This is a genomic window from Neobacillus sp. C211, from assembly GCF_051842875.1.
Lineage (GTDB): Bacteria > Bacillota > Bacilli > Bacillales > Cytobacillaceae > Neobacillus.
Map to the genome: position 1 here is coordinate 1 of NZ_JBPXRO010000048.1, position 25,601 is coordinate 25,601.

29 protein-coding genes and 1 riboswitch are annotated in these 25,601 nt (G+C 41.3%); of the genes, 10 read left to right on the forward strand and 19 right to left on the reverse strand.

All coding sequences use genetic code 11. The features are described 5' to 3' along the window. Positions 1–375 precede the first annotated feature (375 nt). Positions 376–993 carry a LysE family translocator gene (locus tag ACSU6B_RS27110; RefSeq protein WP_410889484.1) on the forward strand — a complete coding sequence of 206 codons (618 nt, stop codon included), beginning with the start codon at positions 376–378 and terminating at the stop codon, positions 991–993. Positions 994–1,510: 517 nt separating this feature from the next. Here the strand turns inward: ACSU6B_RS27110 and ACSU6B_RS27115 are convergent. Further along, positions 1,511–2,071, reverse strand: coding sequence for a glycosyltransferase (locus ACSU6B_RS27115; RefSeq protein WP_410889485.1), 561 nt, complete (start codon positions 2,069–2,071; stop codon positions 1,511–1,513). Between the two features lie 207 nt (positions 2,072–2,278). Here ACSU6B_RS27115 and ACSU6B_RS27120 point away from each other — a divergent pair, with 207 nt between their 5' ends. Beyond that, on the forward strand, positions 2,279–2,509 hold the full coding sequence (locus ACSU6B_RS27120; RefSeq protein WP_410889508.1) for an NAD(P)-binding domain-containing protein: 231 nt from the start codon (positions 2,279–2,281) through the stop codon (positions 2,507–2,509). Next, entirely contained in the window at positions 2,506–3,459 is a 954-nt protein-coding gene (locus ACSU6B_RS27125; RefSeq protein WP_410889486.1) for an NAD-dependent epimerase/dehydratase family protein, read from the forward strand. Before ACSU6B_RS27120 ends, ACSU6B_RS27125 begins: the two co-directional genes overlap by 4 nt. A gap of 428 nt (positions 3,460–3,887) precedes the next feature. Here the strand turns inward: ACSU6B_RS27125 and ACSU6B_RS27130 are convergent, their stop codons facing one another. The 3 genes from ACSU6B_RS27130 to ACSU6B_RS27140 all read right to left on the reverse strand — a co-directional run bounded on the left by ACSU6B_RS27130 (position 3,888) and on the right by ACSU6B_RS27140 (position 4,819). Beyond that, entirely contained in the window at positions 3,888–4,028 is a 141-nt protein-coding gene (locus ACSU6B_RS27130) for a hypothetical protein (RefSeq protein WP_214998632.1), read from the reverse strand. A gap of 54 nt (positions 4,029–4,082) precedes the next feature. Then, positions 4,083–4,514: an SRPBCC family protein gene (locus ACSU6B_RS27135; protein ID WP_410889487.1), complete on the reverse strand. Its 432-nt coding sequence runs from the start codon at positions 4,512–4,514 to the stop codon at positions 4,083–4,085. A gap of 140 nt (positions 4,515–4,654) precedes the next feature. Next, positions 4,655–4,819: a hypothetical protein gene (locus ACSU6B_RS27140; RefSeq protein WP_179195958.1), complete on the reverse strand. Its 165-nt coding sequence runs from the start codon at positions 4,817–4,819 to the stop codon at positions 4,655–4,657. Between the two features lie 46 nt (positions 4,820–4,865). Continuing rightward, positions 4,866–4,950: riboswitch (cyclic di-GMP riboswitch) on the reverse strand. Positions 4,951–5,207: 257 nt separating this feature from the next. Here ACSU6B_RS27140 and ACSU6B_RS27145 point away from each other — a divergent pair. Continuing rightward, positions 5,208–5,954 (forward strand): M15 family metallopeptidase, encoded by a 747-nt coding sequence (locus tag ACSU6B_RS27145; RefSeq protein ID WP_410889488.1) that lies wholly within the window; start codon positions 5,208–5,210, stop codon positions 5,952–5,954. Positions 5,955–6,122: 168 nt separating this feature from the next. On the opposite strand, the gene ACSU6B_RS27150 is transcribed toward ACSU6B_RS27145, so the two are convergent. Both ACSU6B_RS27150 and ACSU6B_RS27155 read right to left on the reverse strand, forming a co-directional pair. After that, positions 6,123–7,301, reverse strand: a complete 1,179-nt coding sequence (locus tag ACSU6B_RS27150) for a toxic anion resistance protein (RefSeq protein ID WP_410889489.1) — start codon at positions 7,299–7,301, stop codon at positions 6,123–6,125. Further along, positions 7,298–7,954 carry a 5-bromo-4-chloroindolyl phosphate hydrolysis family protein gene (locus ACSU6B_RS27155; RefSeq protein WP_410889490.1) on the reverse strand — a complete coding sequence of 219 codons (657 nt, stop codon included), beginning with the start codon at positions 7,952–7,954 and terminating at the stop codon, positions 7,298–7,300. The genes ACSU6B_RS27150 and ACSU6B_RS27155 overlap by 4 nt, the downstream gene beginning before the upstream one ends. Before the next feature lie 228 nt (positions 7,955–8,182). On the opposite strand from ACSU6B_RS27155, the gene ACSU6B_RS27160 reads away from it, so the two are divergent. Further along, entirely contained in the window at positions 8,183–8,716 is a 534-nt protein-coding gene (locus ACSU6B_RS27160; RefSeq protein WP_410889491.1) for a hypothetical protein, read from the forward strand. Positions 8,717–8,892: 176 nt separating this feature from the next. On the opposite strand, the gene gloA2 is transcribed toward ACSU6B_RS27160, so the two are convergent. Next, the gene (gene gloA2 / locus ACSU6B_RS27165; RefSeq protein WP_410889492.1) at positions 8,893–9,279 is read right to left on the reverse strand and encodes an SMU1112c/YaeR family gloxylase I-like metalloprotein; all 387 of its coding nucleotides are present in this window, start codon (positions 9,277–9,279) and stop codon (positions 8,893–8,895) included. Between the two features lie 174 nt (positions 9,280–9,453). Then, positions 9,454–10,596, reverse strand: coding sequence for a non-hydrolyzing UDP-N-acetylglucosamine 2-epimerase (gene wecB, locus ACSU6B_RS27170; RefSeq protein ID WP_410889493.1), 1,143 nt, complete (start codon positions 10,594–10,596; stop codon positions 9,454–9,456). A 235-nt stretch (positions 10,597–10,831) separates the two neighbouring features. Between wecB and ACSU6B_RS27175 the strand changes: the two genes are divergently transcribed. Continuing rightward, positions 10,832–12,214, forward strand: coding sequence for a S1C family serine protease (locus ACSU6B_RS27175; protein ID WP_410889494.1), 1,383 nt, complete (start codon positions 10,832–10,834; stop codon positions 12,212–12,214). 322 nt (positions 12,215–12,536) lie between these two features. Next, on the forward strand, positions 12,537–13,097 hold the full coding sequence (locus ACSU6B_RS27180) for a glycerol-3-phosphate acyltransferase (protein ID WP_410889495.1): 561 nt from the start codon (positions 12,537–12,539) through the stop codon (positions 13,095–13,097). Positions 13,098–13,220: 123 nt separating this feature from the next. On the opposite strand, the gene ACSU6B_RS27185 is transcribed toward ACSU6B_RS27180, so the two are convergent. Genes ACSU6B_RS27185 through ACSU6B_RS27200 form a run of 4 tightly spaced genes read right to left on the reverse strand, consistent with a single transcriptional unit; the run spans position 13,221 to position 15,308 of the window. Continuing rightward, the gene (locus tag ACSU6B_RS27185; RefSeq protein WP_410889496.1) at positions 13,221–13,484 is read right to left on the reverse strand and encodes a hypothetical protein; all 264 of its coding nucleotides are present in this window, start codon (positions 13,482–13,484) and stop codon (positions 13,221–13,223) included. Positions 13,485–13,499: 15 nt separating this feature from the next. Then, the gene (locus ACSU6B_RS27190; RefSeq protein ID WP_410889497.1) at positions 13,500–14,141 is read right to left on the reverse strand and encodes an ATP-binding protein; all 642 of its coding nucleotides are present in this window, start codon (positions 14,139–14,141) and stop codon (positions 13,500–13,502) included. After that, positions 14,026–14,715 (reverse strand): magnesium chelatase domain-containing protein, encoded by a 690-nt coding sequence (locus tag ACSU6B_RS27195; RefSeq protein ID WP_410889498.1) that lies wholly within the window; start codon positions 14,713–14,715, stop codon positions 14,026–14,028. Before ACSU6B_RS27195 ends, ACSU6B_RS27190 begins: the two co-directional genes overlap by 116 nt. Next, complete coding sequence (locus tag ACSU6B_RS27200; RefSeq protein ID WP_410889499.1) at positions 14,700–15,308, reverse strand: transposase; 609 nt, start codon at positions 15,306–15,308, stop codon at positions 14,700–14,702. The genes ACSU6B_RS27195 and ACSU6B_RS27200 overlap by 16 nt, the downstream gene beginning before the upstream one ends. A 340-nt stretch (positions 15,309–15,648) precedes the next feature. On the opposite strand from ACSU6B_RS27200, the gene ACSU6B_RS27205 reads away from it, so the two are divergent. Beyond that, the gene (locus ACSU6B_RS27205; RefSeq protein ID WP_410889500.1) at positions 15,649–15,960 is read left to right on the forward strand and encodes a hypothetical protein; all 312 of its coding nucleotides are present in this window, start codon (positions 15,649–15,651) and stop codon (positions 15,958–15,960) included. A 127-nt stretch (positions 15,961–16,087) separates the two neighbouring features. Here ACSU6B_RS27205 and ACSU6B_RS27210 read toward each other — a convergent pair whose 3' ends face one another. Continuing rightward, positions 16,088–16,528, reverse strand: a complete 441-nt coding sequence (locus tag ACSU6B_RS27210) for a ferritin family protein (protein WP_410889501.1) — start codon at positions 16,526–16,528, stop codon at positions 16,088–16,090. 325 nt (positions 16,529–16,853) lie between these two features. On the opposite strand from ACSU6B_RS27210, the gene ACSU6B_RS27215 reads away from it, so the two are divergent. Together ACSU6B_RS27215 and ACSU6B_RS27220 are read left to right on the forward strand one after the other, a co-directional pair. Further along, positions 16,854–17,303: a DUF6376 family protein gene (locus ACSU6B_RS27215; protein WP_410889502.1), complete on the forward strand. Its 450-nt coding sequence runs from the start codon at positions 16,854–16,856 to the stop codon at positions 17,301–17,303. 219 nt (positions 17,304–17,522) lie between these two features. Then, entirely contained in the window at positions 17,523–19,565 is a 2,043-nt protein-coding gene (locus ACSU6B_RS27220; RefSeq protein ID WP_410889503.1) for a molybdopterin-containing oxidoreductase family protein, read from the forward strand. 26 nt (positions 19,566–19,591) lie between these two features. Here the strand turns inward: ACSU6B_RS27220 and ACSU6B_RS27225 are convergent, their stop codons facing one another. From ACSU6B_RS27225 to ACSU6B_RS27250, 6 genes are all read right to left on the reverse strand, one after another. Further along, entirely contained in the window at positions 19,592–20,437 is an 846-nt protein-coding gene (locus ACSU6B_RS27225; protein ID WP_410889504.1) for a YitT family protein, read from the reverse strand. A 203-nt stretch (positions 20,438–20,640) separates the two neighbouring features. Continuing rightward, positions 20,641–21,612, reverse strand: coding sequence for a UDP-glucose 4-epimerase GalE (galE, locus tag ACSU6B_RS27230; protein ID WP_410889505.1), 972 nt, complete (start codon positions 21,610–21,612; stop codon positions 20,641–20,643). A gap of 137 nt (positions 21,613–21,749) precedes the next feature. Beyond that, complete coding sequence (locus ACSU6B_RS27235) at positions 21,750–22,283, reverse strand: PepSY-associated TM helix domain-containing protein (RefSeq protein WP_410889506.1); 534 nt, start codon at positions 22,281–22,283, stop codon at positions 21,750–21,752. 222 nt (positions 22,284–22,505) lie between these two features. Next, the gene (locus ACSU6B_RS27240) at positions 22,506–23,663 is read right to left on the reverse strand and encodes an ABC transporter permease (RefSeq protein ID WP_306298996.1); all 1,158 of its coding nucleotides are present in this window, start codon (positions 23,661–23,663) and stop codon (positions 22,506–22,508) included. Continuing rightward, the gene (locus tag ACSU6B_RS27245) at positions 23,650–24,360 is read right to left on the reverse strand and encodes an ABC transporter ATP-binding protein (protein ID WP_251026481.1); all 711 of its coding nucleotides are present in this window, start codon (positions 24,358–24,360) and stop codon (positions 23,650–23,652) included. Before ACSU6B_RS27245 ends, ACSU6B_RS27240 begins: the two co-directional genes overlap by 14 nt. Next, positions 24,360–25,340, reverse strand: a complete 981-nt coding sequence (locus ACSU6B_RS27250) for an efflux RND transporter periplasmic adaptor subunit (protein WP_410889507.1) — start codon at positions 25,338–25,340, stop codon at positions 24,360–24,362. The genes ACSU6B_RS27245 and ACSU6B_RS27250 overlap by 1 nt, the downstream gene beginning before the upstream one ends. Between the last annotated feature and the right edge of the window lie 261 nt (positions 25,341–25,601).

Below are 25,601 nucleotides of genomic sequence, written 5' to 3' on the forward strand. Positions count from 1 at the left end.
TATTTGAAACTAAAAGTTTTTTGTTTGTCTACACGTCTTGTTTGTTTAGTTTTCAAAGAACAATTCATTCAATGGGACAACTTTTAAATCATACCATTTTCTTTTGTTTGTTGTCAACAACTATTTTAATATTTTTAAAGAAAAAATTAATAGTTTCGAAGACAACTTTTATATCTTATCATTACTCAATCACATTGTCAATAAGTTTTATAAAACATTAATAATCTCGCTGACAACTTATATATCTTATCACCTACAATACAATAAAGCAACAGAAATTTTATCCTTATTTAAAGTTACTTAATCTCTCGAATTAATTTTTTAAATATTATGATAAAATGAGATATATATTTTATATAAAGGAGCGCGGAAAAATTGCTGTCATTTATTATAGTAGTTATCGTATTGTTTCTCATCCCTGGTCCAGCTGTTTTACTAACCATTTCTCAAACCGCTCAAGGCGGGAGGAAAACTGGCATCATCACCGGTATCGGGATTGCGGTCGGTGATTTAATCCATACGATTGCAGCCGTACTTGGACTTTCAGCCATTCTAATGACCTCGGCACTCGCCTTTGAAATCGTGAAATATCTTGGTGCCGCTTATTTGATCTTTTTAGGGATTAAGTCCCTCCTTGAAAAATCCAAAAAACAAGATGCGCCGACCGTAAAAAAGAACAACACAGCCACATCGTTTCGTCAGGCCTTATTAATTGAATTACTCAATCCTAAAACGGCTCTTTTTTTCTTAGCCTTCTTACCACAGTTCGTCCACAACAATGGGACCCCTGTTGTCATTCAACTACTTATTCTTGGACTCACCTTTGTGTTAATGAGCATAATGTACACCACATTGCTAGCATTCCTAACAAGCACGATAGGTGAACGACTTTTCTCACACCAGAGCGGAAAACTTTCACGCTGGCAAGGGAAGGTTATTGGCTCTATCTATATTGGCTTAGGTCTTCAGTTGGTTTTTCAGAATCAAAAATAATGAAAAGTTATGTCCTTATATAGGAAGAGTGAATTTATTAAATATCGCTTTTCCTATTTACGGGCTAACGGAATCTTTTCTTGACCATTCCATTCCCTATATCAAATGCTACTTTCCCAAGCATCTCTTTAATGAAACCAGCTATTGATGGCGTTGGTTCCTGCCGCCAATAAGGCTAAATTGAAATCATAAATAGCGATTTCTTCCTTACTAATATTGTTTTCCTTACTCCTCTTTACTTACATGATTCGGAAGCCTGCGAAATTTATAGTGTCATTCAGATATCGAAAGCTTCTCAGTCGTGCTGCTTGGTTAATATAGAAATGGTTGGAAGGGAGGATATCCTGCCTTCTTTTTATCAAGTATTGAAAAATGTTTCAATCGAAGCCGTATTGATGACCAATTTACTACGTCCTCTTAACATCCGGTCCGTTGCATCGGAGGTATGATGATGCGTAGTCCCGAGCGTACATATACATAATGGTCTTTTGATAATGAATACATTTTGACGTGTTTCTCAAAGCATCGTCGCTGAAAACCACTGTCCTTCCCTTGATTCACGTGTGGGAATGTTACTTTTTCCAAAAGTTCTTTTTTTAAAAATCAGTGTCGCTCCACTTAAAAAATGGGAGGTTTTATAAAGATTTTGACCATTATTAATGATCCAGCTATTTTCATGATGTGGATTATATAATCTCAGTTCTTGTTTCTTCTTAAAATAAATATAGAAGCTGCTTTTCCCAACTAGTTCTGCCTTCGTTTGCATGAGCGCTTCAAACGCTTCCTTTAGATAGCTGCTCCCGTAATAGTCATCATCGTCCATTTTCCCAATGTATTCAAAATTGGCCTGCTCAGCTCCCTTGTTTAAACACTCCCCTAAACTCATTTCGTCTGGAAATTGGAATAACTGACTGTTTAATTTAGCCTCATCCAATTCCCGCTCAATTTGTTTGAAATTCATTTTAGACGAATTAAGAACTAAAATGAGTTCCTTCTCCTTGAAGGTTTGTTTTTGAAAATTAGCAATGATGTTACTGACAAACTTCTCTCGATTGGTACAAGCAATGATGGAAATCAAGACCTTCCGCCTCCCAAAACCACAAGTTCAGCCACTTAGTACAGAATGTATTTTTTAAAAGTTTTTCTATTTCTGTATATTCACCTATCCCCTCCTAAGACCCGTCCGCATAGGATAAGTGAACACGAAACTTAAAAAATAATTATGAGTAAGGGACGGAAAACATGTCAGAAATAACGATAACGGCTGATTTCCTCTTTTAAAAAAATAGGGGTAATTGGATTAGGATATGTTGGTTTACCGCTTGCCCTTCTATTTGCCAACAAGGGATTCGATGTCATTGGAATTGATGTCGACGAGCGAAAAGTGAATAGTTTAAAACAGAATACTTCATATATACCGGAAACTGTTGAATTTCTATCCTTCCATCGATCTGATGAAAGCTTAAGGAAAACAATTGCTTGGTATCAAGCAGAATGGGAGAAGAGTCAAGTATGAGAGTTATGGTAACAGGCGGAGCGGGATTTATTGGCTCCCATATTGTTGATTTGCTGATTACTGAGGGTCATGAAGTGATTGTGGTTGATAATTTAAGTACGGGGAATAAAGAGTTTGTTAATAATAGGGCGACCTTTTATGTCGCAAATATATGCTCACCGCAGTTAGAGGGGATTTTTTCAAAAGAAAATCCAGAGTATGTGATTCATCAAGCGGCCCAAGTCGATGTTGCCAAATCGATTCAGGATCCTGTTTTTGATGCGCAAACGAATATTCTTGGTACGATTCGTTTGTTGGAATGCTGTCGGAAATTTAATGTCCGAAAAATAGTTTACGCTTCCTCCTGTGCAGCCTATGGCGAAACGGACGACCGCAGTATTAAAGAGAGTTCGATGACGGAACCCATCTCCTATTATGGGATTTCCAAGCATACGCCGGAAAGATATATTCAACTCTATTCGCAATTTTATAAGCTTCCCTTTACGATCCTGCGTTATGCAAATGTATACGGTCCACGTCAAACTCCCAAAGGAGAAGGCGGTGTCGTGGCTATTTTTCTACAGAAGGCTTTAAAGGGCGAACAATTGACGATTTACGGGAACGGGGAACAAACACGAGATTTTGTTTATGTGAAAGATGTTGCTGCAGCCAATCTCCTTGCACTTGGCAAAGGAAACAATGAAATCATCAACATTGGTCTAAATCAAAAAACGAGCATTAATCAACTGTTTGGAGTCATTTCCTCGCTGGGCGAAATTCCTCTGGGTGTCCCTGTTTATCTTCCTGCTCGTAACGGTGACATCCTTTACAGTCAGTTGAATAATGCAAAAGCACTGCAACTGTTGGGGTGGAAGCCTCGCTATGATTTGCTTAGCGGCCTAAAAGAGACAAAGCAGTTTTATGAAACAGAAGAGTCCTTTAAAGCAGGGGATACAGATGAACAAAAGTGAAGTGACCGTCCTGATCCGCTTTTATATTCCAGGGGCCTATATTAGGGAAGCATTGGCTAGTGTTTTTGCTCAAACCGAATAGATGTGCTGTTGTTAGACTATCGTCGGCATAGCAAAAATCAAACCAATCAGATGGAAATATACGAGGAGAGGATATTAACAAGGTTATCAACATTAATTACCTCTATATCCACACCATACAAGAAGATATCAACAGATTTCAACCATTTATACACAGATTATGTGAATAACTTTTTCTTTTTCATAAAGGAATTACAAATGAGGGGATTTATCCACATATTCCACAGTATTATCCACAAAACCAACAGATTTGCCCACAATTGACCTATATATATCCACATTTTATATGGATTTTATCCACACTTCTCATTACAAAAGGCCTAGACTAATCTCTAGGCCTTTTGTATTTAACTGTTCGAGTTTTCCTCTGGATTTGCACTGTCATAACGATCGACAATTTCTTTTAGCTCACCCGTGTCCCCTTTTGCATTAATGATCTCAAACAGTTCATTTAACCCTTCACTAATTTTCTCATCATCCTGTTTCATTGATTTTACCTCCCTTTTTTATTAATAGGATGACCCTTGAGAAAAGAAACTATGTTATTTAACGATTGCTGCCCTTAAATTATGAATCCCAAACTCCAAATACCCCTTTAAACAGGTCAACATATACACCCAGCCTTCTTTATTATCAATCAACTGAGCGATTAACTCATCATCATCTTCGCTAAAACCTTCTTCGATCACTTCAATAATGGTACTTGATTGATCCAATTCTTCCAGAGAAATTGTTACACAATTCCCTTCTCCATCTGTCCCCCACCGGAAAACGATTTTCTTATTTACCTCGACTTCGAGTACTTCAATATCGACTTGTGCATCGTATTCTTCATATCTTAATGTGATTGTTTGGCCCTGCTCCCATCTCGAACTTGATGAGAACCAGAAATTCTTGATTTTCGAAGGGTCTACGAAGGCTTCAAATACTTCATTAGCTGGTTTTATTATTTTAAATTTTGTCAGATTGTACATTTCGAAATCATCCCTCTTTTACTATGGTTAATATATGTAATGGTTGTCCTATTGTTTTATTTTATACCTTTTAGTCTATAAAAACATAAAAGCCTGTACCAACTACACAGATACAGGCTTTTTTTAAAATATGATTTCGCTTAGATTTTTAAACCAAACTCGACAACTTTACTATTATGATAGCTTGCTCTAATCATAAACTTGGCTCTTAATTCTTCATCCAGGCAATCTTGCTGTAACAGCGCGTTGTGTCTGTGCTGGATTAAATGATAATAATATTTTCCCTTTAAGAACATTTTCAACACAAAAAATCCTCCTCAATAGTTTACATAAATCGACGGAGTTATCGTGTTCGGTAACTGGCAAGCATCGTCGTTAAACCTTAGCCCCTTTAGTTTTGCGTCACCATTTTTCAATGGCTTTGCCGTTTCGTACGATTTATGTGTTATTAAAAATATAGGCAACTGAATTATAAAATAAAAGTGTCTTTATACCTACACTCACTTAAAAGTTAATTTCCTTCTGTCGTTATACGATGGCTGCCAATTGATTCTACCAAACCTATCGATGAAACAACCTTAGATTCACAGCCGTTTTGAAATCATCTTGGACAGAATTTAGAATGACGTTTTAAAGTCTCTAATCCTGTCCATGATGTTTACTGAAGTGAATTTTAAAAAAAGGAAGTTAACTATGTTAAAATTACGTTTCGTCTTTTTGACTCTTATGGTGTTTGCAATCTCTTTGACCGGCTGCACTGGAAAATTTCATTTTATGCAAGATGATGGAAAATTAGACAACAATTCCTCAACTGGTGCAGAAGATCAGCAACAGGATGCTAACGTCCAAGTTGGTTCCTCCCCAAAGGTGATCCCTGTTCTTGTTAATAAGGACAATAAACTGCCCGATAATTATCAGCCAAGTGATTTAATTTACCCTAACATCCCATTTACGTTCGCACAGAAAGCAGAAAAGCGGCAAATGAGGGCCGAGGCTGGTACGGCGATCGAAAAATTATTCGCAGGCGCAAAACAACAGGGTGTGCATCTTTTAGGTGTTTCTGCCTACAGGTCCTATGCTGCCCAAACAGCTTTATTTAATTACTATGTTAATCAAGATGGATACGAAGCGGCTAGAACTTATAGTGCGGTTCCAGGAACGAGCGAGCATGAAACTGGCCTGGCTATTGATGTGACCGGCGGAGATGGAACATGTGCGGCCGAGGACTGCTTTGAAGGAACAAAGGAGGCAAGCTGGCTCCAAGATCATGCAGCGGAGTACGGCTTCATCATCCGCTATCCGAAAGGTAAAGACTCGATCACCGGCTACCAATACGAACCCTGGCACCTGCGCTATGTCGGCAAGGCAATCGCCAAAGAAATCATGAGCCGCGGCATCACCCTCGAAGAATACTATAATGCCACAGTTGTGAATAATTAATTGATGTGGTGCTTTTATGTGGTGTCAGGCACCGTAAAAAGCGGAGTGCCCGTTTAGCTGGTTTCCGGTGCCTCGATTTCTGGTGCCTGACACCGAAATGGTTCGCGCATGTGTAAGAGTCAAAAAGGCCCTCACTACAACCGGAGTTGTAGTGAAGGCCTTTTGTGTTTATTTCCCTTTTATCTCTAATAATTTCAGGCGAAGGTCGTTTTCCATCGAAGCTAATTCCTGTTCTGCTTGGCGGCGCTTATGGCGGCCTTCCTCTTGGATTCGCATGGTTTCTTCAAGTGTCGTGATTAGGCTTTCCTGAGTTTTCTTTAAGGTTTCAATATCAACGATGCCGCGCTCATTTTCTTTCGCCGTCTCGATTGTATTGGTTTTTAGCATTTCTGCATTTTTCAAAAGGAGTTCATTGGTTGTTTTCGAAACCTGTTTCTGAGCCTCGACTGCATGACGCTGGCGTATTAACGTCAACGCAATCGCGACCTGATTTTTCCATAACGGAATCGCCGTCATAATCGATGATTGGATTTTTTCTACTAGGGCTTGGTTCGTGTTTTGAATCAAGCGAATCTGCGGAGCACTTTGAATGGTAATTTCCCGGCTTAATTTTAAATCATGGAGACGCTTATCTAAGCGATCCGCAAATTGGATCATATCGTTAACTTCTTGAAATTTCATTTGGTCATTGGTTACTTCGGCTGCTTTTTTCAGCTGTGGAATTGTCTTTTCCTGTATTTCTTCAAGCTTGATTTCCCCAGCGGCAATATAGACATTAAGGGCATGGAAGTATTCCTTATTCGTCTCATACAACTGTTCAAGCAATTTAATATCCGACATCAGGACATTTTTGCTGCGATCGAGTTTCACACTGATTCGGTCAATTTGGGCGCCTGTTTTTTGATATTTTGAGAGTACTTCTTGAATCGAACCTGAAATTTTTCCAAACATACGAGCAAATAAGGATGGTTTCCCATCCTTCAAATCATCCGGATTCACTTCATCAAGTCTCTTCATTAAATCACTGATGATTTGCCCGATTTCACCCACATCTTGTTTCTGCACATGCTCTAGCATTGTATGCGAGAAAGAAAATAGCTTACCTTGGGCTTGGGTACCATATTGAATCATCGACTGATGGTTTGTTGGATCGATTTGTTCAGCAATCTGATACGCCTTTGCGCGATGTTCTTCTGGTATCACATCAATTAATTTAACAGGCCTAGCCTCACTTGTGTGCTGGACCGGATTTTTTGAAAGCTCTAGTTTATCCCCAAACGGGTCGGCAAGGATATCATCTAATAAATTTCCAGTTTTATTGGGTTGAATTGGGTTGTTTTCGTTCATTTTAGCCACCTATTTTCTTCCGGGAATTTAGCGTCCTTTTGCTTATTAAGGGTATGCTTTGCGACGTCAATTTCAAAATTTAAGTGATCGATATCATCGGAAATCACTTTATATAAATCCTCTTCCAATACCTTTGTTAGTTCATTTAGTGTATGACGAGTTTCAATAAGAGATTGGCCCATTTCCATGTTCTTTTTCGGCTGGGAGGATAAAAAGCTATATTTCTCGGTAAGTTCAACGATTGAATCTAAATGTGAAAAATAAAACTGCTCAGCCTGGTAAAATCGCTTCGGCTCTTTGGTTGTCATCTTGTGTATTTTTTTTGTAATTCGAAGAAGATCAATTCTTTGTTTTACGGACGAAATATCACGAATGGTAAAAAGGTTTTTATTTAAGCGATTGATTTTCTGTTTGGCTTCCATAAGGTTTTTCCGAATGTATCGATATTCTTTTCTTGATATCTGATGCTTTTTTAAAAAGCTTCTATTCATAACGATGGAAAGGATTAAATGGGTAAGAATCCCCCCGGTAATGGCAATGCCTGTTGACGGCCAAAATGCTTGACCCAAAGGAAAAAAGCAGACCAGCCAAGTTACCACTGTTAATGGGACGGCTACAAATGAGCGAAGAAGAAACGACAAAATCGGGTTCATAATAAATCGACTCCTGAGTTAAGACATCTTTATATTCCTACGAATGAATGCAATGGAATGTTTCAATTTCCTCAAAATATAAACCAAAAAGAAAATTATTTCCATTTATTACTTCAACAATACACGAAAAAACTCCTCCCTGCCATAGACCTCAAACGGAAAGAAATCTAGGTCTTGAGACGTATTTTTAGATGGTGTCATATTTATTGGTGCTTTTATGGTGTCATTATGGTGTCAGGCACCGCTCGTGGACACTTGCACCATTTGTCCACGCACAGTGGACAATTTCACCATGGTGGTGGACAACAACAGCATGGTGGGCAACATCACCATGGCGGCGGACATACAGGTTTTAACCTTGGATCATTCGGATCTAGCTTGCTTGGGCTTGGCTTAGGTTATTTAGGAGGAGCCGCACTAGGAAATGGACCTAATCCAGGAGAATATGGGTATAGCAGCGGTTATGGCGGCTTCCCTGGATACGGTGGGTTCGGAGGATACGGCAGCGGTGGACCAGGTCAGGGATACAATCCTTATGGCCCAGGAGTCGGTGGAGGATTAGGCTTTCCTGGTGTTGGCACGCCAGGTTACCCAGGAGTAGGACCTAATATAAACATGTACGGACAGCACTTCCAACCAAACCCTGGTTATAATAGTGGCTATGGGTCATGGTCTCCTAACGAATATGGGATCCCAAGTGTAAATCCAAGTTTGGGCAATACTAAATTCAATTCACCTCAAGGATTAAAATACAGCTCATAAAGTAACTAATAAAAGGAAGCCCCAATGAGCTTCCCTTTATTAGTATTTGAGTTCCAATCCATACATTACTAGATTAATCCCCATGTAATCCCATGGGGATAGACACCGAATGTGAAGGAAATGATTTAATAATTAATAGGAACTTGATAGCCTTAAACGCGCTTTTTAAAAAGATATTATCGTTCATATAGTTCAAGCGGCAGCCCATCCGGGTCCGCGAAGAAGGTGAATTTCTTGTTTGTTACGGGGTCCACACGCACGACCTCCACATTCACTTGAAACCTTGTCAAATATTGGACCGCATCTTCGATATCATCTACTTCAAAGGCTAGATGTCTCAAACCAGCTGCTTCAGGATAGCTTGGCCGGACAGTTGGTTCCGGAAAAGAAAACAACTCAATCTGATAATGACCATTCACTTCCAAATCCAACTTATAGGAATCTCTTTCCTCCCGATAAACTTCATTAATAGGCGTCAGCCCAAGGATTCGAACATAAAAATCCTTTGATTTTTCATAATCCGAGCAAATCACCGCAATATGATGGATCTTATTTAACTTCATCTATCCACATCCCCCTAAAAAATCATCACTCAAACCAAATACCTCTTGTCTGCTCAAATAGACAAGAGGTTCTATTATCAACTTAACCGTCCACACTACACGGACAAAACCCTAAAAGTGTCCACGGCTGGTGCCTGACACCACATCTTTTGACACCAAATCTTTCCTCCCACTCTATTCGCCAAAATCCGTTGGGCGGTCGCCATTTTTAAAGTGATGAAGGATGGCTTTTACTATTCGTTCGGAGGCGAACCCATCTCCGTAAGGATTGGAGGCGTGCGCCATTTGGTCATGTGCGGCTTGGTCTGACAACAGCTCATCTGCAAGTCGAAAGATGGTTTTCTCATCGGTTCCAGCCAGTTTTAATGTACCCGCTTCAATTCCTTCTGGACGCTCGGTGGTATCACGCAAAACTAGCACCGGTACACCCAAAGATGGTGCCTCTTCCTGTACACCGCCTGAATCGGTCAAAATCAGATAGGCCCTTGCGGCAAAGTTATGGAAATCGATCACATCTAAAGGCTCAATCAGATGAATTCTCTCGTTTTCTCCCAGTACTCGATTGGCAATTTCACGAACCACTGGATTCATATGGACCGGATAAACCACCTGAACATCGGCATGCTTTTCGACTACACGGCAAATGGCACGGAACATATTTTCCATTGGTTCTCCCGTGTTTTCCCTGCGATGGGCCGTCATGAGAATTAACCGGTCATTTCCGAGTTTGTCTAAAACCGGATGAGAATAATTCGCTCTCACCGTTGTTTTTAGCGCATCGATGGCCGTATTTCCAGTGATATAAATAGCCTTTTCTCTCTTATTTTCCACCAAAAGGTTTTGCTTCGATTGGAACGTTGGCGAGAAATGGAGATCGGCCAAAACACCCGTCAACTGGCGGTTCATTTCCTCTGGGTACGGGGAATATTTATTATGAGTCCGGAGTCCGGCCTCCACATGACCAATCGGAATCGAGTGATAGAACGCAGCCAAGCTTGACACAAATGTTGTTGTCGTATCACCATGGACCAGCACAATATCTGGCTTGACGTCCGAAAGAACTTGATTGAGTCCCTCTAAACTGCGTGTCGTAACATCCAGAAGAGATTGCCGTTCCTTCATTATATTTAAGTCATAATCAGGCGTAATTTCAAAAATATGCAACACTTGGTCAAGCATCTCACGGTGCTGCGCTGTCACCGTCACAATCGGTTTAATTTTATCAGGATATTTCTCTAATTCTTTTACCAAGGGAGCCATTTTAATTGCTTCCGGTCTCGTTCCAAACACAGTCATTACCTTCAATTGATTCTCCATAGAGACCTCCAACTATATCTTCAGTCCAATATCATTTACATTCACTAAACATGATACCAAAGATTAAACATTTATGAAAAAAACAATCCTCCCTGTTCTGTCATTAAAATTCCTCAACTACGATAACGCCATGTAATTATCTTAAAATTTATATGTACAATATTACTTTTTTCCCAAGGGCGAATATATTGCAGAGTAAATTTTTAAAATATCCAACCTAGGAGTGAATTATATTTTGAAAAAAAGGGCCCTTTTTACCATCCCTATCAGCTTGCTACTCATTGCAGTGATGGTGGCTTCCATTTTCCTCATCAATCTTAAACCAGCCGCAGGGAAAATCGCTCAAGCCCAAAAGCTTGCTGAATATTCAAAGCCGGCAGTCGTTCGAATCATAGATTATGCTGTTGTCCAGTGGCAATTTAATAATCCCAATGATCCTGAAGTCATCGCTATATTGGAACAGCTAAATAATCAATCCGTAGTGGGAGGCTCAGGTTCAGGGGCCATTATTAGCTCTAACGGCTATATCGTCACCAATGCTCACGTCGTTGAAGCGACTCAACAGGAAGACGAGGATATTGCCAATGCTGCGTTTGAACAACTTGTAACGATTATCGCGGACTATTTTAAGGTAGACTATGAAACAGCCTATAGGTATATGGTCCAGTATACACAATACACTGGTATCGAAAAGGTTCTAAAAGTAATTTTACCAGGAGGGGATGTACTTGATGGCGAGGTTAAAAGCTATGGTGCTCCTATTAATGAAGGAAAAGATGTCGCCGTTCTAAAAATTGAAGGAAAAAACCTGCCGACTCTACCGCTTGGGGATTCTGATAATATCCAGAACCAAGATAATATTTGGGTCAGCGGCTATCCTGCTGCGGCCGATTCTGATTTATTATCGCCAGATTCGTCGTTAGTTTCCTCCATGAATGCTGGCCAAATTTCTGCCACCTCCAAAAAGACTGAACAAGGAAGCCCGGTCATCCAAATTAACGCGGCTGCTACTCATGGGAATAGCGGTGGACCAGTCATCAATACAAAAGGCGAAATTATTGGCTTGCTCACCTTTAGGGGCGACACAGTCAACGGCCAAGAAGTCCAAGGCTTTAATTTTGCCGTTCCTGTTAATACCGTTAAAGAATTTGTCAACCAAGCGGGCGCAAAAAATGCGAAGAGCGATACGGATAAGCTTTATCAAGAAGGACTTAACCTTTATTGGGGCGGCTACTATAAGCATGCGTTAGAAAAATTCGAGGCAGTCCAACGGATTTATCCGAATCATTCCGAAATCAAACAATATATCGCGAACTCCGAGAAAAAGATGGGCAGCAGCAAGACGCTCTGGTCCGATTATGCGACTATCTTCTACATCGTTGATGGTGTTGCAGGATTGCTCATTATTATTCTTCTGTTGTTCACGTTTGCCTTTAGACCGAAACAGCAAGCAGTTACTGCGGCACCGGCTGCTCCAAACGCAACGCCTGTAGCCCCACCGCCAACTGAACCTGAAAATACCCTAACAGACCTAAATAATGATGGAAAAATCGACGTTCAAGATATCCTCCTCGCCCTCCAAGAGGCACAGAAAAAGCAGAAAAAAGACGAGGAATAATGTGGTGCCTGACACCAATATACCTTGACAAAACCTATAGAAAAATGGGATGTAGTTGATGCTACATCCCATTACTTTAATACGAATCCATATCATTAAGGGAGAAATCGCAGGTTTGATAATCTATCCGGAGGAATTATAGTCTGTAGCCATGAGGAATGATGAAGGAAAGTTATCCATCTACGGGTTAATTGGCAGTTTGGCCGTTATGGCCCTAAGCCTATTATTATTTATATAAGAGTATGCTGATGGGTGTCAGGCACCATATGAATTTTTCACATGGTACATGGCACCCAACTATTCTATTAGGAGGTGAAGTCAAATGATTTACTTTTTTCTAGTCTTATCCTATTTGATTGGGAGTATCATGTTTGGATTTCTGGTTACGAAAGCTCTCTACCGTAAGGATATTCGCCTTCATGGGAGTGGAAATGTAGGGGCGAGGAACGCAGGACGCCTTCATGGAAAAACGGCCTTTGTATTGATATTTCTAGGGGATGCTCTAAAAGGTGGCCTCGTCATACTGCTAGCTCGCTATTTTGGATTTTCTGACCCCGTTCAACTTGTTGGTTTAGGCATGGCCATTTTAGGCCATCTGAAACCAATTACCCTGAACTTTAAGGGAGGAAAAGGGATCTCAACTTTTATTGGCGGAATAATTATGTTTGAGCCGCTACTTGTTTCCGTTATTATCTTAGCATTTCTAGTACTCTATCCTTTTACAAAGAGCTTCACTTTTTCAGGATTAGGTGCATTCCTATTCATTCCTCCTTTTCTATTAATCATCGACCATGATTGGATAAGTTGTGCAATTGTATTGTGTATCTTAGTTTTCATTTTCCTGGCCCATTGGGACAATATCAGGGTGAGACTGAAAAAATAACATCAGATGCCCACAGTCCACCCCACACGCACACTTTAGCCATTTTGTCCACGGATGGTGCCTGACACCAACTAATGTGACACCAAATGATGAATTCAACTGGTGACACTAACTGAACTCCGTTCACACTTCATTTAACTGAACAGCTTCCCCAATACTTTGATCTGTTATGGCGGGGCTTGCTTGCAGGTCAGAGATGGTGCGGGCGAGACGGATGATTTTGATTTGTGTGCGGTTGCTCCAACTCTTCTTTATTGCGAGTCGTTGCAATGTAGATTGCTGTGTGTCTGTTAATGGGCTTGCCATTAATAGCATTTCGTAAGGGACTCTGCTATTGCAAACCTCCATTCCATAACGATCATATTGCCTGTTCCTAGCTTCCTCCACTCTCCCCCGGACAATTTATGAGGACTCTCCTGCCGTTTCAATCGCAGCTGTAGTAAAATTAATGGGTCCTAAGGAGAGATTAATATCAAACCGATCCCTGAGCGGACCTGAAAGCCTATTTTGATAGGCGAGTATCTGCTTCTTCGAACAGGTGCAATAATGTGAATTTGACCCTTCATAGCCACATGGGCATGGATTCATTGCCGCTATCAAAATAAACGACGCCGGATAGGTAATGGTCGCATGGGTGCGGCTAATCATGATCAACCCATTTTCTAATGGCTGCCGCAGCATATCTAATGTTTTTTTCGAAAACTCGCCAATTTCATCGAGAAACAAAACACCATGATGTGCTAACGATATTTCGCCTGGTTTTGGGTATTGTCCGCCCCCGATTATAGAAACACCTGAAGCTGAGTGGTGCGGATTTCGATAGGGAGGCATATTGGAATGAGAAAATGAATTTTGACTCAATTGATACAAGCTGATTACCTCAAGTAGCGACTCTTTTGTTAATGCTGGTAAAATGGACGGGAAACTTTCAGCTAACATACTTTTTCCACAACCTGGTGGTCCTGTCAGTAAGACATGGTGTTCTCCAGCGGCAGCTACCTCTAAGGCATGTTTCGCTCCTGTATGACCAATAATCTGCTGCATTATCCAAATAAACAGTGTTGGTGAACCGTTCATCATACTGCTTTTTATTAAAAGGAGGAATCCATTGCCCAGAAAGATGTCCAATCGCATCCTGTAAACTAGAAACATAGATGATTTCCAATGGCTTAAGATCTAATACCGGCAATTCCTCATCAAAAGGCATATAAAGCTTATGAATCCCCAGCTTCTTTGCCGCAAGAACAGCAGGCAACATTCCTTCGACAGGCTGAATCGATCCATCCAACGATAATGATCCAAGAAAACCAGTATCCTCTGGGACGATTACCTCCAGTTCATGCAAACTTTGCAGTACAGCAATCGCCATCGGAAAATCAAACATAGAACCGTACTTTTTTTGATCCGCTGGTGATAGATTAATAATGATTTTCTGACCTGACAAGTGATAACCTAAGGTTCGAAGCGCAGCAATGATTCGGTCTTTTGATTCTTTTACAGCCGCATCTGGTAATCCAACAATTTTAAACGAATCGTTCCCTACATAAGAGCCAACCTCGACATGCACCCGATATCCTTCCATCCCTTTTAAGCCGATACTCGTTACTTTAGCCCACATGTCTTTTCCTCCATCTTAATCATGTGAATTTTTCCATCTTCCCAAAAGAACTTGTCGGTTGGTAATGCCTTTATATAATTTTCATAGTGTTGTATTGATGGGTCGGGAAAATATGAAAGTAGTGTTTTTGGGGCAATCAGAGGAATACTTTCTCCAAAGACATAGGCTCGGCAGCTGCTCCAAGGGTAATCCTCAGGTTTTGCCACCATACCTGCTGAGTGGGGATTTAAGTGAATATATTTACTCACGTCTATCTCATATTCGGGAGAATTGAGTAGCTCGGCACCATAGCGCTTATCGAATACATGACCGGAGAAATCGTACTTTCTATTAAAATACTTTGCAAATTTGGTGTTGAGATTTTTCATGATATTACTCAAAGGGGTTTTTAGCGTTTCGAGTTGTAAGTGGGTATGATTTGTCATCAAGCAGTAGGTGTGAAGGATGAATGGGTAACGTTCTCTTGTTTCTTGAACTATAGCTAGGTACTTCTCAAAATCTTCGTCTTCGAAAAATAGCGAACTTTTCCTAATTCCTCTAGTGGTAACATGATACTTTGCGCCTTCAAACCAAGGCCGGACACTGCGAACCATTGCAATCACTCCTTATTTAGTAAATTGGTAGAATTCAGGTGGGGAATCGAGGCAGAAAAAAATGAGGTCATCCGAAGTAAGCATTCCCCATAAAACAGGAACAGCAAATAGTAACCACTATTACCTTTCGACACCCTCTCCAAAAATCCTGCACAATTCCCCAAAATTCACATCATCTATATAATTTTGGGTATTGATGACTGTCCATACACGAAAGACAAATGTCCACGATCGGTGCCTGACACCATTATCTAAAAAGATGTATAAAAAGTCCTAGTTTGTAATATTTATTTTGTATGGATTTATAATTCTTATTTTCTATATGGGGGGATGTCTCGCGGTGAGGGTAATTCAATGGCTGGTGGGTGCATTGCTTCTTGTGTATGGGATTTACCTTATTTTTGGAGTACAGGAGTTCTTTGGAACCTTAGCAATAATCGCAGCTTTTTTTATCTTTCCTAGTTTAGGAAATGGAAGGAAAAGTTCCTATAGCAATGATCATGTACATTATTACGAAAGTGATCCAGACAACACTGATGACGACCGCGGTTCCGACGGTGACGGGGATTCCGGAGGCGATTCGGGTGGAGACGGCGGCTGGGATTCAGGTGGTGGCGGAGATTCGGGTGGAGATGGCGGCGGTGGAGATTAATCCTCACAGAATGCATCATTGAAAAGACACCCTTGCCTTAGAGACAAAGGTGTCTTCTTTTTGAAGGCTAAACTACTATCTGCATGGGAATAGCAATCAAATCCAACCAAAAGCATGAAGCAAGTGGTTACTTATTTTTTGTGAAATAATATAAAAACCATACGGCATGATTTTGCTCATCTGCTGCCGCTCTTTGAAATGCCTCTTTTATAGTTGGGTCCGAAGTTCCATCAGCTACCTCCATGTAAAAATCCACCGTTGTTTGCTCATCTTGTAACGCAAATTCCAATCCATTTAAATAAACCGCCGGACATTCCTCGCTGATTTTCGGTTGTGGCTTTCGGCCAGTCAGCCTTGTATAGATCTGATCAAATTGTTGATAATGCTTTGATTCATCTTGACGAATTTCAAGGATTCGACTTTTCTCCTTCTCATTAGGTGCCAAATTTGCTAACTTTTCGTAACAATTTATGGCATTGTACTCACCATTAATTGCCTTTTCTAGCTCTCTTATTAACTTATTATTTTGTCTATATAAGGCATCGTAGTAATTAGTATATGGGTACATTGTAGAACCTCCCGATTATTCTCATGGATATCCTACGTGTGAGAAGATGACTGGGTGCTTACTATCCATTACTTTTTTGGAAAAGTAAAATGAAAATATCAGCTGTGGTGCCTGACACCGTTTAGTATGAAGCACTTTTAGAAAGAATAGTAAAAGTACTCCCTTCAGAAATAAGCGGAACTTCTAAACGAAGATCCTGCTAATTTTATTGATATTAGCGTACGAAACTGCTTATGCCTTAGAAACGAAACAAATTTTCAACCCTATTTTAATGATAGTTAAACGTTCAAAAGCTGCCTTAAAAATTAAAAACGGAGGTTTTTACATGAAAAAGAAGTTATTAGTTTTATCCGCTGTCATTGCTTTGCTCCTGAGCGGTTGTTCCTTACTAAATGATGCGAAAGATACACTCACATATGTAAATGATGCAAAGGATTACTTAGACAAGGCGACTGCATTTGCAAATGAAGCACCCTCTGTTGCTAAACTTGCCGTTGGAGATCAGCAAGCAGCAGCAGATTTCCAAAACATGCTCCAAGATATGAAAAAAGAAATAAATGCATTCAATAAACTTCAAGCCCCAAACGTAGCTGTTGATTTACACCAGCAAATTGTCGACCAAAACAACAAACTTGCAGCCGGAATTGACGTGTATCTAAAACATATGAAGAATGGCTTACTCGACCCTTCTGTTCTTGAAAACACAGAAATTTTTCAAAGCGTACAAGATATAACCAATATCCTTAATCAAATCAAAGAGCTTGGGCAAAAATAAATTGTCCTCTGGGGTTCGCGTATATCCAAAAAGGCGGTCACATGGAACTTCTACGTGACCGCCTTTTATTATCCATTTATTCAAACCCGGTACATTATAAATAAGACTTAATCACCAATAAAAATAGCTCGTCAGATGTGTTCATACCAAAGAATTTGATGTTATGATAGTAGCAATCTTAAAAATTCAAGTTAAACATGAAAGGAGATTGACTAAGCTATGGCTTCTTTTATAGATGAACGAGATGGTGTCTTTCATGCGGTTTGTCCGCTGGATTGCCCGGATCAGTGCGGTTTACTTCTACATAAGGAAGATGGGAAGGTTATTAAAGTGGAAGGCGATCCTGCGCACCCGGTCACCAAAGGGCATATCTGTAACAAAGTCCGGAATATGACGGAACGGATTTATGATGAAAACCGTCTAAAATTCCCATTGAAACGCACAGGCCCAAAGGGCGAGGGTGAATTTGAACAAATCAGCTGGGAGGAAGCCATCCAGACGATTACTTCCCGTTGGAAAGAGTTGATCGAATCCGATGGACCGGAAAGCATTCTTCCTTACAGTTTTTACGGAAACATGGGCAGGCTTAATGCCGAGGGAATGGACCGCCGTTTCTTCCATCGCCTCGGTGCATCGCGTTTAGACCAAACCATCTGTTCAGCTGCTGGTTCGGTTGGCTATAAATATACCATGGGTGGCAGTATCGGAACCGACCCTGAGGATACGCTTCATTCCAAATTATTCATCTTTTGGGGCGTTAATGCGGCGAGCACCAACATGCATCAAGTCGCGTTAGCTCAAAAAGCCCGCAAACAAAATGGCGCCAAAATCATCGTTATCGATGTTCACAAAAATCAAACTGGTAGATTAGCAGATTGGTTTATTCCGATATTGCCTGGAACCGACAGTGCTCTCGCTTTAGGGTTGATGCACATCTTATTTGCTGAAAACCTAGTAAACCAAGAATTTTTACAAAAATATACCCTCGGACACGAAGAGCTGCGCGAACATGTCGTTCAGTACGACCCGATCACGGTTTCTACGATCACGGGTGTACCAGTAGAAGATATTTATAAGCTGGCACGGATATATGGGAAGACATCACCATCCTTTATTCGCATCGGTAATGGACCACAGCATCACGACAATGGCGGGATGTTTGTCCGGACTGTCGCATGCCTTCCTGCTCTCACTGGTCAGTGGCTTGTCAAAGGCGGCGGCGCGATCAAAGGAAATTCAGCCTATCTAGCTCCGAATACAGCTCACTTGCAACGACCGGATTTATTAAAAAATAAACATACGCGCGTGATAAACATGAATTTACTCGGTGAGGCATTACTTACACTAGACCCTCCTGTGAAATCACTTTTTGTGTACGGTTCGAATCCTGCCGTGGTCGCACCTGAGTCTACTAAAGTCCGAAATGGGCTAGCGCGAGAAGACTTATTTACCGTGGTCCATGATTTATTTTTAACAGAGACAGCCAAATACGCGGATATCGTTTTACCAGCGACATCCTCCTTTGAAAACACGGACATCTACACATCGTATTGGCATCATTACATTCAACTGCAGCAGCCCGTTATTGCACCATTTGCTGAGTCAAAATCGAATGTCGATGTGTTCAGGCTACTCGCAAACGGAATGGGCTTTAATGAACCGCTTTTCCAAGAGACAGAGGCACAAATGATTACTCAAGCCCTTGATAATCCGCGCAATCCGTATTTGGAAGAAATCACCTACGAAACATTAGTTGAGCATCAATTTATGAAAGCCAAATTGAAACCGATTTTTCCTGGGAACTTGCCAACCCCTAGTGGACAAATTGAATTATTTTCACAGAAGATGCAAGAAGAAGGCTATCCCCCATTGCCAACTTATGTACCATTAGTAAACGACGGGGATCATCCGTATCAGTTTGTTCCTGGCCCAAATCATAATTTCTTAAACTCTACCTTTTCCAACAATCCAAAGCACATCAGCTTGGAAAAAGAACCAAAGGTGTATATGAATCATCAGGATGCTTTCACGGCGGGGATTGTAGATGGAGATACGGTCCGTGTCTGGAACGATCGAGGAGAATGCCGGCTAAAGGCGGCTGTCGGATATCATGTTCTACCTGGAGTCGTCGTTACGCAAGGACTGTGGGCGGATTCTGTTGACTCAAAACAGCTAGTAAACTCCCTCACCCCGGACCGTATCGCCGATATGGGCGGCGGTGCCACCTTCTTCTCAGGGAGAGTAAGTGTGGAGAAAATATAGAAAATGCCTGATACCCACTACGGGTGTCAGGCACCTTTTTTGCTCGCCTTGTATCCATGCCCGATCATTTCATGGACATTATGGACGGTGACATAGGCGTTTTCATCTACTTCCTTAATAATACTTTTCAGTTGGACGATTTCCTGCTTATTGATGACGATATAAAGGACTTCTCTGTTCTGACCGCTATAGCCTCCTCGTCCGTCTAAAACGGTTAATCCACGCGACATCCGACTGGTGATGTTGGCCAAGACCTGTTCAGGAGAATTGGAAATAATCATCACTGCTACCTTTTCATCGAGTCCTTCGACAATGAAATCGATCGCCTTCGCTCCGATGAACACAATCAACAGCGTATACATCGCTTTTTCCAAACCAATGATGAAAATCGAGCCAACCACTACTAAAATATCAATAATTAGCATGCCTTTCCCAATGCTCCAACCTAGCAATTGGTTCGCCAATCTAGCTAATATTGTCGATCCTCCCGAGGTTCCTTCCGTCCGGAAAATCAATCCCAACCCAGCTCCGACAAGCAAACCCGCAAAGATTGAGGCCAAAAACGTATCCTCAGTTAATTGATGTCCAATATCCTCGGTTAAAAATAAACACAGCGAGCATGCTGCAATTGAAATCAGCGTATAGACAAACGTTCTTTTTTCAAAAAATTTATTACCAACCGCTAGCAGCACTGTATTCAATACAAAATTTACGATACCCGGCGACCAATCAAACAAATAATGGGCAATAATCGTAATCCCTAAAATCCCGCCTTCTGATAGATGATTCGGGATTGTGAAATAATTGACACCCACCGCAAAAATTAGTGATCCTAGCAATATATACAAAATATCCTTCAACGTTTTCTTCATAAAAAAGAACCCCTTAACGAAATTTATATCCTAATCTTAACCTAGTAAATCATAACCTTCAAACTACAAATTAGGCAAAAATCATGACAAAAAATGCTCCAAGAACATTAAATTCTCACTGCAGTTTTATCTATGACATCCGCCGCTCCGACAGGAATCTAATATAAAAAAGCCCTGCCTACGTATGTAGACAGAGCTGCCAATTAATATGTTTGTTTCTGATGCCAATTCCACGCATCTGCAATAATTCGTTCCAAATTCCGTTCAGCCTTCCAGCCTAGTTCGCTAAGAATTTTTTGAGAGGAAGCGACAAGCATAGCAGGATCTCCGGCACGGCGGTCAGCCATTTCTACGTTTGCCTCCACACCGGTAACTTTTTCACAGGTTTCAATGACTTCCTTAACGGAATAGCCAAGACCGTTGCCAAGATTATAAACCTCAGCCGATTTCTTCCCTGTTAATAAAGCCTCGAGTGCGAGGATATGGGCACTGGCTAAATCAGTCACGTGGATATAATCTCGAATACAAGTACCATCAGCTGTATCATAATCGGATCCGAATACAGATACTTTTTCCCGCTGGCCTAACAGTTGTTGAAGGACAATCGGAATTAAATGTGTTTCTGGGTCATGACTCTCGCCAATTACTGCTGATTCGTGGGCCCCTGCTGCATTAAAGTAACGTAAGACCACATAATTCAATCCATAAGATTTTGAGAAATCAGACAGGATTTGTTCGATCATCAGTTTGGAATGTCCATACGGATTAATCGGTCTTGTTGGAGTTGTTTCATCAATCAACTCCACATCAGGAATTCCATAGGTAGCTGCAGTGGAAGAGAAAATAAAGTTTTTTACGTTGTTTCTCATCATCACATTTAACAAGGTAAGTGTGGACGCCACGTTATTCTGATAATATTTCAAAGGATCTACAACAGACTCCCCTACCAAACTAAAGGCAGCAAAGTGCATAACCGCCTTTATGGGATAACTTTTGAAGATCATTTGTAAATCTTCTTCATTGCCAAGATCACCTTCGACAAAAACGGCCCGGCTATCAACTGCTGCGCGGTGACCAGTCGATAAGTTATCGAGAACGAGAACCTCTTCTTTTTCTACTAATTCCTTTACAAGATGGCTACCAATGTAACCTGCTCCGCCAACGACGAGAATCATATTCATTTCCCCTTAGCTAGAATTTCAATTACCTTTTTTATTATAGCATTTTGACGAAAAAACGTATATTTTGCGTTAAAGTAAAAAAGTGCCAGGCACCATGTGAATTTTTCACATGGTGCCTGACACCCTGACTGTTAAGCTACTTGGCCATCATTTTTACGGCTTTTTCTCTTTTTATCTGCTTTGAGGACTTTTAAGGATAGGTAAATGCCTGAACTGGTTAGGAAGATCATTGCTAGTGCAACTAGGTCGACCAGCCATTTCACATTAGTCGTGCCGATTTTCCCTTCATGAAGACCTCTAATGATACTTGTGATCGAACTCGCTCCGCCTTCTCCCCCAGGGCCGCCGGCGCCCATGCGTCCAGGGAATTGACCAGCTGCGTTTGTGCCTGTTTGTCCTTGAGTTTGGCCGTTTGTCTGCGTTTGATTGCTAGGAGGATTCTGCGATTGAGTTTGCCCAGTTGCTTGGCTTGAGTTTGTGGTTGCACCTTGTGGGCCTACACCTTGATTAAATTGACCCGGCTGGAAATTGCCTCGATTTCCTTCCATTTGTGTCTGACCGATTAACCACGGCTCGTTCATTAACAAACCCGTAATTGACTCGATTAGGATAAAGATAGAACAAATTAAACCAATCCATAAATGGGCTTTTCTCGTATTTTTCATATAAATTCTCCTCATTTTGTTATATTTTTATTGATACTCTCGTGTAAAATGCTGCTTTGAACTACCAAAAACAAGTTTATTTGCGAAAAATCAGCTTTTATTTGCGGATTAACTGGATTTATTTGCTAAAAGGGATAAGTCGGTTTTATTTGCGAATTTACTAGTTTTATTTGCGGATCAAAATTTCGCCATCGCCAATGAGAGATGAAATCCTTATCGTCCTTATTGGTAGCGAAGTGCTTGAATCGGATTTAGTTTGGATGCCTTGTTGGCAGGGAATACGCCGAAGACGACCCCGACCACAAGCGAGAATAAGAACGATGATAGAATCACGGTTGGGGAGTAAGCGATGCTTAAACTCATCAGTGATGAGACAACCTTTCCTAATCCTAATCCGAATAAAATTCCAATCAATCCACCCATTGAGCTTAAGACGACCGCCTCAATTAGGAATTGCAGGAGCACATCACGTCTTTTCGCGCCAATCGCTTTTCTTATTCCAATTTCCTTCGTCCGTTCTGACACGGACACAAGCATAATATTCATGATGCCGATCCCGCCAACAAGCAAGGATATACTTGCAATTCCTCCAAGCATCATCGTCATCGTGTCGGATACCGAACTCATCGTGTCCATCACATCCTGCTGATTCGTTACGCCATAATAGTCACTTTTGCCGGGATACATACTGGCAAGCGACAATTTAACCTCATTCATGACGAAATCCATTTGATCCTCGCTTTTCCCTTGCAAATAAACGGTGCTTATTGTCGTACTGCCAACTAAACGCTGACCCGTGCTCAATGGGACGATGACCACATTATCCCCGCTCTGCCCGAGTGAACTCCCTTTCGAAGCTAATACCCCGACAACTTTGAACGAGGTGCCTGACACCTGAATATATTGGCCGATTGGATTCTCTGTGCCAAAAAACGTCGCAGCGGTATCCGAGCCAAGAACAACAATTTTTTGGCGGTATTCTACGTCCAGATCGGTAATAAAGCGACCTTGACTAACCTTCGCATCACGTACCGTTGAATAAGCGGCGTTTGTTCCTGTTAAGGTGATCTGTGAGGAGGTCCGCTCCTTCTTCACATAAACACGCCCCGAAACAACCGGTGCAACAGCTTTGACTCCATCAATATCACTTAACTCATTAATTTTATCCTCGGTTAATTCAATATCGGTACTATAGGTATTAACGGTCAAAAGGTTCGTTCCCAATTGATTGATTTGACTTGTGACGTTTTTCGCTGACCCTTGCGCAATCGACACCAGCACAATGACAGACGAGACCCCAATAATAATGCCGAGCATCGTCAAAACAGCCCGGAGTTTATTGCTTCGAATACTCCGAAGGGCCATCTTAATAGATTGCATGATTCCCAAGTAGTACACCCCCATTCTCAAAGAGCTGGCCGTCTTGAATACTAACCATTCTTCTTGCTTGTTTCGCAATCTCTAGATCATGTGTGATTAAAATAATCGTATGTCCTAATTCATTCAATTCCTTCATTAAAAAAAGAATCTCCTTGCTCGTTTTACTATCCAGTGCTCCTGTTGGTTCATCGGCGAGGAGAATCGCCGGCTGCCCAACAAGCGCTCTCGCAATCGCAACCCTTTGCTGCTGGCCTCCGGAAAGTTGAGTTGGAAGATGTCCGGCACGATCCTTCAAGCCCACCTTGTCCAATCCGTCTAAAGCGCGCTCGCGCCTTTCTCGTGTCGATACACCAGCATATAACAATGGCAATTCTACATTTTCAAGTGCTGTGAGCTTACTTAATAAGTTAAAGTTTTGAAAAATAAACCCAATCTTACCATTACGAATCGTTGCCAAGCTGTTATCGTCCATTTTTCCAATATCTTTGCCATCTAGGTGATAGGTACCCTTATTAGGTCGGTCAAGGCAGCCAAGCATATTCATTAATGTCGATTTTCCCGATCCCGATGGGCCAATAATCGCTAGAAACTCGCCCTTTTGAATTTCTAATGACACATCATTGAGGGCATGGACCGTTTCACCGCCAAGTTTATAGGACTTCATCATATTTTTTATCTCAATAATTGGAGTCCTCATTAATTGCCACCCTTTCCGCTCGAGCTAGTTTGTCCCTGTCCACCACCGCTTGGAGGCATTCCACCGCCAGTCATTGCTCCCATTCCGCCCATACCGCCTTGCATTCTACCGCTTTGATTGTTAGAAGAACTACTAGTTGCAAGAGCAGGTAATTGAATCGTTTCGCCTGCCGATACCCCCTCTGTAAGTTCTACATAATCATCGGTCGAAATGCCCGTTTTCACGGTCTTTTGCTGGCTAGCACTGCTTGCAGAACTAGCATCGGTAGAAGTGGCAGTCACAACAACATATTTCTTATTATTGCTTGTATACACCCCATCAACTGGAACGTAGAGAGCATTTTCCTTACTCTCGGTGAGGATACTAGCTTCTGTACTCATCCCAACCTTTAAGTTTTTAGGTTGATCGATATGAATGGTGACATCAAAAGTGGATGTCCCATTTGCAGAGGTTCCTTCTGCTGCAATATCCGTTACCTTTCCAGTAAAAGTGGTGTCAGGATAGGCACTCACGGTTATGCTAACGGTTTGTTTCTTTTTAATCTTAGTAATGTCTAGTTCATCCACTTGAACCACAGTTTGTAAATTCTCGTAATCAGTGAGATGAGCGATAACCTGTCCATTGGTAACCCGTTCACCATCTGTAACAGAAATGGTTGTAATCTTACCATCGGCTGGGGCAGTAATCGGGTCACTATCATCTGTGAAGGTGATTAACTCATCTCCCTCACTTACGGTGTCCCCTGAAGAAACTAACACTTCATCAATTTCATCATTATCGACCGTCGATTTAATGTCTTCACTAGTCACTGGTGCAACGGTGCCAGATCCACTAATCTTCACTTCGAGTTTGCCTTGTTGAACAAGGGCGGTTCGAGTTTGAGCCGTTGTCTCCGTGCTGACTGTTTTCGATTTATAGTATTGAAACCCGACAAAGCCAATCACCAAAACGCTTATGAGAATCCAAATCAACTTTTTCATTCCTATATACTCCTTTTGCTCCCTGCTGCCTTACGCCCTCCGACACCAGGGAAGTTTTTATTTGATGAGCCTATTATCTTGTCGGTTCCTTAACTTATCCTTAACAAAGAAAAGCGCAAGCGGTCCGTTTAACGGCGTATAGACTGGAGCGCTCCGACTAAGATAAAGGAAACACGGTGAGCATAGCGAACCGATGTTGACTTATCGAAGGGAGGAGAGCGAAGTCTACTAGCCGTTGGACCGTTTGCGCTAGACAGTTAT